This window comes from Dryocola clanedunensis (genome assembly GCF_038405435.1).
GTDB lineage: Bacteria > Pseudomonadota > Gammaproteobacteria > Enterobacterales > Enterobacteriaceae > Dryocola > Dryocola clanedunensis_A.
The window spans coordinates 1-534 of sequence record NZ_JBBYHZ010000202.1 but is presented as its reverse complement, the minus strand read 5'-3'; the positions used below and the strand labels follow the sequence as shown (position 1 = coordinate 534).

Annotated in this window: 1 protein-coding gene; it reads right to left on the bottom strand. The window is 69.9% G+C overall.

What is annotated here, in order from left to right; translation table 11 throughout:
* The coding region (locus tag AAE045_RS24230; protein ID WP_455549843.1) for a sigma 54-interacting transcriptional regulator at nt 1-534 on the bottom strand (534 nt) is incomplete at both ends.

Genomic DNA, 534 nt, shown 5'->3' with positions numbered 1-534 from the left:
CGACCGCCGCGGCGGGCGCCGGTGAACGCCCCTTCGTTGTAACCGAACAGCTCGGCTTCAAGCAGGGATTCGCTGATCGCCCCGCAGTTCAGCGCGACGAAGCGGCCACGCCGGCCGCTGGCGCTGTGCAGTTGCCGGGCCACCAGTTCCTTGCCGGTGCCGGTGGCGCCGGTGATCAGCACCGTGCTGTCGTAGGGCGCATACAGTGCGATGTGCTCGCGCACCTGCTGCATCGCGGCACTGTCGCCGAGCAGGGCATGGTCGGCATCGCGTCGCTTGGGCGGTGCCCGCCGCCGCAACGAGGACGCACCGGAGCGGGCCAGGGTCTGGGTCAGCTCCAGCGCATGTTCGAAGGCCTGTCGTACCGAGTCGGCCGAGTACAGCAGCACGCCGGGCAGCCCGACCTGCTCGGCATGGTCGATCGCCATGCCGGTGCCGACGATGACCTCGATGCCATTGGCGCGCATGTCCGCGATGCAGTCGCGCGCGTCCTCGCGGGTGACGAAGCGGCGATGCTCGATGTCCAGCCCGAAG